The sequence below is a fragment of the Prosthecobacter sp. genome, from assembly GCF_029946185.1.
GTDB lineage: Bacteria > Verrucomicrobiota > Verrucomicrobiia > Verrucomicrobiales > Verrucomicrobiaceae > Prosthecobacter.
In genome coordinates, this window is record NZ_JAQSEA010000024.1 from 1 (window position 1) to 7,888 (window position 7,888).

Sequence of the window (7,888 nt, forward strand, 5' to 3'; positions counted from 1 at the left end):
AATGTGAGTCTGGGGGAACTCAAAACCCCACTTTTGGAGCGGGGGGGCAGGATGTCTAACACAGAGGAAAACTCGTGCAAGCTGGATTTTTGCAGTTTTGCACAGGTATTTGCTGAGTTATTCACAGTCGCGGAGAGGAGTTGCCCGCGTCCGGATGAACGGCATCATGCATGTCTGATGAAAAACGTTCTCTGTTTTGGCGACTCAAACACCTGGGGCTTCATGCCCGAAAGCATCATTCTCCCCTGCCCCGAACGCCACGCGCATGACGTGCGCTGGACGGGTGTTTTAGCCCGCGAACTTGGCAGCAGCTTCCGGGTGATCGAAGAAGGACAAAACGGCCGCACCACGGTGCACGACGACCCATTTGCCCTGGCACGCAATGGCAGGACGGTGCTGCCTGCGATCCTGGAATCCCACAAGCCGCTGGATCTGGTCGTGCTGATGCTGGGCACGAATGACCTCAAAGCGGTCTATGGGGTGTCCCCCGGAGAGATCGCCGCGGGTGTCAAAATGCTGGCGCAGATGATCCTGGGCGGGGATGCGGGCCTCGGCAACAAAGCCCCGAAATTACTGCTGCTATGCCCACCGGCCATCGGCGATCAACAGCACCTGCCAGACGTGGCGGCCAAGTTTCCGAACGGTCAGAAAGACAGCCGCAGACTGCCGAAGTATTATGAAGCCGTCGCCACCTCCCTCGGCTGCGGTTTCCTCAATACGCAAACTTTGATCGAGCCCGGCAGCGACGGCATTCATTTAGATGCGGCTGCGCATGGACGACTCGGCAAAGCCGTGGCAGCACTGGTGAAATCCATCCTCCAGCCTGACGCATGACTTTGATCGAATCCTTTTATCCCGTGTTGAAACCCTGGCTCTTCCGGCTTGATGCGGAGCGTGCCCACACTTTCACGGTGAAGATGATGATCATTGCCCATCGTCTCGGCATGCTCAAATCTGTGGTCCCCGGGCCGCAGCAACCGCGCAGCGTGATGGGGCTCACCTTTCCAAACGCACTGGGACTCGCAGCCGGAATGGACAAGTCCGCCAGCGCGGTGGAGGCCTGGGGTGCGCTCGGGTTTGGCGCGGTCGAAGTCGGCACCCTCACGCCGCGTCCGCAGCCGGGGAATCCCAAGCCGCGCCTGTTCCGACTGCCCGAGCACGAGGCGCTGATCAATCGTATGGGCTTTAACAACCCCGGCATTCAGTCCGCCGTGAAGAAGCTTCAGCAGCGGCGCACCAAGGCTGTTGTCGGAGTGAACATTGGAAAAAACTTCGATACGCCGAATGAAGATGCGGTGAGTGATTATCTCATCTGCCTGAAGGCGGCGTATTCGGTGGCTGATTACATCGCGGTGAATATTTCATCCCCTAATACCAAAGGCCTGCGAGATCTCCAGGCTGAAGGTGCGGTGCGGGAATTGATCTCCGCCTTGAAGAAAGAGCAGGCGGTCTTGCAGCAAGAGCATGGCAAACAGGTGCCGCTGCTTGTGAAGATCGCCCCTGACCTCAATGAGATGCAGATCGAAGCGCTGGCGCGTGTCTTCAATGAACAGAGTATTGATGGCGTCATTGCCACCAACACGACCATCGAACGCACTGCCATCAAGGGACATCGACTGGCAAATGAAACTGGCGGACTGAGTGGCGCCCCCGTGCGCGAGCGCTCCAACCAAGTGCTGCAGGCTTTCCGCATGCTGCTGAAGGAGCAGATCCCGCTCATCGGAGTCGGTGGGATCGTCTCCGGAGCGGATGCCGTGGAGAAGATGAAGGCTGGAGCTGCGCTGGTGCAGGTGTACAGCGGTCTGGTGTATCGTGGACCAGGGCTGGTGCGGGAGGTGCTGGAAAAGATCAAGCCGTGAAGGATTCGTCAAGAGGTGGTCAAGTGTCGTAACACTGGCAGCAACCACCGTTTTGACGCGAAGCTTTGACTGCGTAGCGACTTGACCTCCTTGACGCTCCCTTCTTCCCCAGCCAGACTCTCGGCATGGAAACACCACTCCCCAAGATCCACGATAAACAACCCGTCGCTGTCGAACTGCCTGCTGGAGACCATTGGTGGTGCGCCTGCGGCGTGAGCGGTCATCAACCGATGTGCGACGGCAGCCATAAAGGCAGTGGCCTGGGCCCGAAGAAGTTCAACCTGCCCGAGGCGAAGAAGGTCTGGCTGTGCAACTGCAAGCACACCAAGAACCCGCCTTTCTGCGATGGCAGCCACAAGGCGCTCTGATTCGTAGAGTGTTTTAGATATTCAATGTCCGCCGAAACGCGCCGTGATGGGAATAACCCGCACGGCGCGTTCTCTTATAAGTCAATCCCCTCTTCCCCAATCATGAATCGAAGCTGTTTCCTGTCCCTCGCCGCACTGCTGTTCGCCGCCACCTTCGCCACCGCGCAAACTTTTGGCTTTGGGGAAGCCGCCGAGCCAAAGCAGGAGCGTGTCACGGCGGATGTCGTTGCAGCAGTGTCTGCCGCCGCGCCCGGCCAGCCGTTTCAGGCCGCCGTCAAACTCGTACACTCAAAGGATTCACACACCTATGGCAAGGTGTTGCCGCCGGGCGTCATCGGCAAGCCCACCAAGCTGAAGTGGACCCTGCCGGAGGGCTGGCAGATCGAAGAACTCCCCTGGCCAGCGAGCCATCAGGTCCCGTCCACCGACGGAGCGATCAGTGACGGATACGATGGCACGGTGTACCTGCCGGTAAAGATTACTCCGCCCGCCAATGCCGCCGTGGGCAGCAGCGCTGAACTGAAAGTGAAGGTTGATGCGCTCGTGTGCGATCCGAAAAGCTGCCAGCCCTTTACCAAAGAAGTCGCACTCACGCTGTCCGTGGCCGCCTCTCCTTTGGTCAATGAAGCCAATGCAGCCGCGTTTAGCAGCGCTCCTGCCGCTGAAAAAACAAGCATTGCGACACCGCCTGTAACGTCTGCGGCGAACGAAGAAAAGCCGGCGGCGGCGAGCACAACGACAGCGCCAGTCACCGCGCCGAAACTTCCCCTCACCTTTGCGGAATTGCTTCTCTACGCCTTTGTCGGCGGGCTGATCCTCAACATCATGCCCTGTGTGTTTCCGGTGCTCGGCATCAAGGTCACCAGCGTGGTGCAGCAGGCGGGCGAAGACCGCCGCAAGGTAGTGCTGCACGGCCTGATGTACACCGTGGGTGTGCTGCTCTCGTTCTGGGTTCTGGGCGGCCTCGCCATCGCGCTGAACAAGGGCTGGGGTTCGCAGCTTCAGTCACCGGCTTTCAATTTCTTTCTGGCCGCGTTCTTCCTCATCTTTGCGCTAAACATGGCTGGCCTGTTTGAGATCGGCACTTCGGCGATTGGCGTGGGCTCAGGCTTGCAGGCTAAGAGCGGTCTCGGCGGCTCCTTCTTTTCCGGGCTGCTGGCCACGGTGGTGGCCACCCCCTGCTCCGCCCCGTTTCTCGGCTCCGCACTGGGGGCCACGCTCACGCTGCCTGCATCGCAGTCGATGCTGATCTTCACGCTCATCGGCCTCGGCCTCGCCAGTCCGTTTCTGCTGCTCTCACTCTTCCCCGGCCTCATCTCGGCGCTGCCACGGCCTGGTGCGTGGATGGAGAGCTTCAAGCAGGGCATGTCCTTCCTGCTCTTTGGCACCGTGGGCTTCATGCTCTACGTGCTGACCAATCAGATCGAAGGCCTGCCCGTGCTGTTTGCCATCCTGAGCCTCGTGCTCATCGCGCTAGGCTGCTGGATCTATGGACGCTGGGCTCTGCCGCACAAGCCTGCACGCACAAAGAACATCGCGCGACTGCTCACATTCCTCGCCGTTGCAGGCGGCCTGTGGCTCGGTTTGCCCAATGCCTCGGCCAAACGCACTCATGGGGAAGAAGCCGTGAATCTCAAAGACCCGGATGCGCTGCACTGGGAAACGTGGTCGCCGGAAAAAGTGGCCGCGCTGCGTGCCGCCAAGCAGCCCGTGTACATCGACTTCACCGCCTCGTGGTGCTGGACATGCCAGGTCAACAAACGTGTCTATACCGACGCGGGACTGCGCGCCCTCTTCAAGCAGCACAAAGTCGCCACGCTCAAGGCCGACTGGTCGGATGAAAACGAAAGCATCCGACTCGCTCTGGAAGCCCTCGAAAAACGCGCCGTGCCGGTGAATGTGCTGTACATCCCTGGGGTGGAAGAGCCGTTCGTGCTAGATGAGTTGCTGACCGTGGGGAATGTGACGGCAGCGCTGAAGAAGCTGGAGAAGTGAGGGCTGGGGCGTCCACTTGAGCACTCGTTCGGTTTCCCTGAACATCCTCCCACAGCGATTCCAACCGTGAGCGAATGCCCTTTCATCATTGGAAAAAGTTATCGTGTCCGCAGTGCGTTCAAGGCCCTGCGTGATTCGTTCGTGGCTGATGAGGTGCTGCTGTTCGACTCGTTCGCATGGTCGCGCTATGACGGCATCACGGGTTATTTTTTTCGCCAGCCAGGGTGCGAGACGGTGCGAATTTGGGACCTTGGAGACGATGAAGACATTCTCGTCTGGAGGGAGCTTTTCGAGGAACTTTCTGAAGCGGAGACCGACAATGACGCCTGAGCATGCAGCACATGCGAACAGCGCTGGGTTGAAGCAAGTAGTTTAGAGCTTCAACTCGTTCTGGGTGGCACGCGAACCTTCCAGAACGAGCTGAAGCTCTTGACTACTATTCCAAGCGTCCTCATGCAGGCATCTCCACTAAAGCGGCCATCTCGCTCCGCGAGATAAGCTTAGCGTGAGCGCACCGCGGAGTCCCTACTTTTCAGCATGGCGCTGGAGGAGTGCGGAGCTCTGTGCTCCTCTCGCGGAGCGAGAGGGCTACTGTACTGAGCGCGTGGCGGCGTTGCAGCCACCCACTACACCTTCGTCAACTGCCTGCGCAGGCTTAGCTCCACGGCGGCGATGATGAGGGAGAGGGAGAAGAGGATGACGATGCTGTTAATCCAGAGGGTGTTGTATTTGGTGCCGAGGTACATTTTTCGGGTGCCAAAGAAGACATTGGGACTGGTCTTGCGGCGGTAGTCTTCGCGCTCCATTTCGGCTTTGGTGACGAGATCGAGCACTTTGCGGTTCACGTAGATTTCTTCGGCGCTGACGCCGTCGTTTTGCTCCAGCATGCTGTCGAGCATGGGGGGCTCGATGCGGCCGCTGAGGACGGCGTCGTGGATGGAACCGAGGCGCTTGGATATTTCGCGCGGATTCTCGGCATAGAGGCCGGAGACGACGGCGAGGGACTGCTTGGTGAGCTCGAGTTCATGGCGCTGGCGGTCGCTCATATCCGCCCCAGCGGGTGGCAGGAGGGACTGGATGCGTTCGTCGAGGAAGTCCTGGTTGCGCGTGAGCGGGTTGAGCTTGGACTGGGAGATGACCATGCCCTCATAGGACCAGCGCAGCGGCATGAACTGGCAGATAAAGGGCACCTTGAGCTTGCTGGCGTTCTCCTCGTCATTGCCAGTTTTTTTGAGCCATTTCCCGACTGAATAGACCAGGTCGAGGTTCTTGTTCATCTCCTCGTATTTGATCAGCGCCCCGCCAAGGATGATCTGCGGGATGAGGATGAGCGGAATGGCGTTCACCGCCGTGCGGTTGTCAGTGACGATGCTGGAAATGAACAGCCCGAGACAGACGCCGGTAAGCGCGGTGAGGAACATCCACCACAGGTGAATGAGAAACATGTCACGCATCTCCAGCACCCAGTTGCCGATGAGCAGGTAGATCACGCACTGCGCGAGAGCGAAGGTGGAGAGCGAGATGATTTTACCACTGAGGTAGTAGAATGTTCGCAGATTGTGATTGCGCTCCCGGCTCAGGGTATGGCGGTCGCGGATGATTTCATCGGCGCTGTTGGTCAGCCCCAGAAACATCGCCACGACGAGGCTCATGAAGAGATAGGTGGGGATGTGGAAAGCGGTGGCGAAGGTGTAGTTCTTCTCCTCGGAATATTTGAGAACGCTGGCAATAAGCCAGGCAAGCAAGGGGGCCTCAAGCAGGGTGGTGAGCAGGTTCGTGCGGTTGCGCAGCTTGCTGAGGAAGGCGCGCTTCAGGAGGGTAAAGAAGAGAATGCTCTCTTCACGAAAGGTGTGCTTCGGCGGCTTAGGCGTGCTGCGGATGCGGCTGGCGCTCTGGCTTTCATCCCGCTTGGGCAGGGCGATGAGGCTGGTGCTGCCAGGCGCTGACTTCTGCTTGGCCATGCTCTCCATGATGAGATGCCGCTGGTAGGAGTCCCGCCAGAAGTTCGGCGGAAAGCGGCGTGCGGCCACGAGGTGCCCGTCCGCGCTGCGTTCATGGATGATGTCTCCGCTGATGTCGCGGAGTGGTGTTTCGAGGACGTCAAAGACGAAGTCCGGGGTGAGCTTGTCCGGGGGCTGAGCCTCGGCATCGCCTACCTGGCCGGTTTCCGTGTGGTAGACGCGCCAGAAATATTCGATCATGCCTTGGGGCGTGCCGAAGTAGGCTAGCTTGCCGCCTTTGTCCAAGAGCAGGGCTTTGTCAAACATCTGCAGCAGCCTGGAGCTGGGCTGATGGATGGAGGTGATAACGATCTTGTTGCGTGCGAGACTGCGGATGATTTCGAGCACGTGCTCACTGTCTTTGGAGGAGAGGCCGGAGGTTGGCTCATCAAAGAGATAGACGTCGGAGATCCCGATCATGTCGAGCCCCGCGTTGAGACGCTTGCGCTCGCCACCGCTGAGAAATTTCTGCTGCGGCGTGCCAGCCAGACGATCACGCAGGTCGGCGAGGCCGAGTTCCGCGAGCTTGGCATCGACACGTTTGCGTCGTTCCTCGGTTTTCAAGTGCGGACAGCGCACGGCCACTGAGAAGTCGAGGTTTTCCTGCACCTTCAGCAAGGGGTCAAAGGCATCCTCCTGCGGGATGTAGGCAATGTAGGGCGTGAGGTTGTGGAGGTTGTCATACAGCGGGAGGCTGTTCATCAGCACTTCGCCGCCCTTGGGTTTGAGCTGCCCGCCGAGAATGCGCAGCAGGGTGCTCTTGCCACAGCCGCTGGGACCCATGACGCAGATCATCTCGCCACGGCGGGCGATGAAGCTAACGCCATCCTGCGCGGTGTCGCGGCCGTCAAAGCGGTGGCTAAGTTCGCGCACTTCGATCTGGCGCACGGTGTTGCGCTCTTCCTCGATGATGCGGTCGGCAAAGTGGCAGCGCAGGTACTGCCCCTCCCCCAGGGTGATCGTGTCGCCGTCATTGAGGGTAATGCGCTCCCGCACTGGAATGAGGCCGATGTAAAGTGGGCGCGACGAGCGCAGCACTTCGAGGACGCCGGTTTTCTGCGCGTAGTTGCACTCAATGCGCAGCAGGATTTCACCGTCGGTGTCTTCGGAGAGCAGGATGTCGCCTTCATCCAACAGTTCGGGCTTGTTGGAGACGAGGTAGGTATTGCGGCTGCCTTCCAGGCGGAACTGCCCGCCAAACTCCTGCGCGCGCACCCGAAGATCGCGCAGCGAAATTTCCACTTCGCCATGGGCGATGAGGCTGTCCTCGATGCTGGCCTCGACAATCGTACCACTGCTGAGCACGACGCCATTGAGCGTGGCCTTGGTGGTGCGCAGAGCTTCCACGGTGACGCCAAGGCCAAAGCTGAGGCGCAAGTTAGTGCCGCGTGTGCGCTGCGGGGCGATTTCTGCGCTGCCGTTTTCGGTGAGCGTGAGGTAGATCTGCGTGCCGGACAGTGTCTTCTTGGAGTTGAAGTAGGTGATCAGGTCATTGTAGTCCAGTGTCACGTCCTCCATCACCACGCGCTCGCCGGGATAAAGGCGCGAGAACTCGCCCGGTGGCTGCCGGCGGCTGCGGACCAGGATGGAAATGCTGCCCGTATTTTTCAGCAGGACGAGGTTTTGAAACCGGAACGCCACCACGGAGCATTCGTCCGAAAGCGAA

At 59.4% G+C, this 7,888-nt stretch carries 6 protein-coding genes; 5 read left to right on the forward strand and 1 reads right to left on the reverse strand.

What is annotated here, in order from left to right:
* Positions 1-177: 177 nt before the first annotated feature.
* The 5 genes from PSV43_RS01310 (at position 178) to PSV43_RS01330 (ending at position 4,552) form a co-directional block, all read left to right on the forward strand.
* Positions 178-834, forward strand: a complete 657-nt coding sequence (locus tag PSV43_RS01310; protein ID WP_300192887.1) for an SGNH/GDSL hydrolase family protein — start codon at positions 178-180, stop codon at positions 832-834.
* Entirely contained in the window at positions 831-1,859 is a 1,029-nt protein-coding gene (locus tag PSV43_RS01315) for a quinone-dependent dihydroorotate dehydrogenase (protein WP_300192889.1), read from the forward strand. The genes PSV43_RS01310 and PSV43_RS01315 overlap by 4 nt, the downstream gene beginning before the upstream one ends.
* Positions 1,860-1,984: 125 nt before the next feature.
* Positions 1,985-2,227 carry a CDGSH iron-sulfur domain-containing protein gene (locus PSV43_RS01320; protein WP_300192891.1) on the forward strand — a complete coding sequence of 81 codons (243 nt, stop codon included), beginning with the start codon at positions 1,985-1,987 and terminating at the stop codon, positions 2,225-2,227.
* 102 nt (positions 2,228-2,329) lie between these two features.
* Complete coding sequence (locus tag PSV43_RS01325; RefSeq protein ID WP_300192893.1) at positions 2,330-4,222, forward strand: thioredoxin family protein; 1,893 nt, start codon at positions 2,330-2,332, stop codon at positions 4,220-4,222.
* A 66-nt stretch (positions 4,223-4,288) separates the two neighbouring features.
* On the forward strand, positions 4,289-4,552 hold the full coding sequence (locus tag PSV43_RS01330; RefSeq protein ID WP_300192895.1) for a hypothetical protein: 264 nt from the start codon (positions 4,289-4,291) through the stop codon (positions 4,550-4,552).
* Positions 4,553-4,848: 296 nt separating this feature from the next.
* Here PSV43_RS01330 and PSV43_RS01335 read toward each other — a convergent pair.
* The coding region (locus PSV43_RS01335; protein ID WP_300192897.1) for an ATP-binding cassette domain-containing protein at positions 4,849-7,888 on the reverse strand (3,040 nt) is incomplete at its 5' end.

Bases quoted from the DNA above. Each gene is read 5' to 3' on its own strand.
- PSV43_RS01310 (WP_300192887.1), top strand. From the start codon at position 178: ATGAAAAACGTTCTCTGTTTTGGCGACTCAAACACCTGGGGCTTCATG.
- PSV43_RS01325 (WP_300192893.1), top strand. From the start codon at position 2,330: ATGAATCGAAGCTGTTTCCTGTCCCTCGCCGCACTGCTGTTCGCCGCC.
- PSV43_RS01315 (WP_300192889.1), top strand. From the start codon at position 831: ATGACTTTGATCGAATCCTTTTATCCCGTGTTGAAACCCTGGCTCTTC.
- PSV43_RS01320 (WP_300192891.1), top strand. From the start codon at position 1,985: ATGGAAACACCACTCCCCAAGATCCACGATAAACAACCCGTCGCTGTC.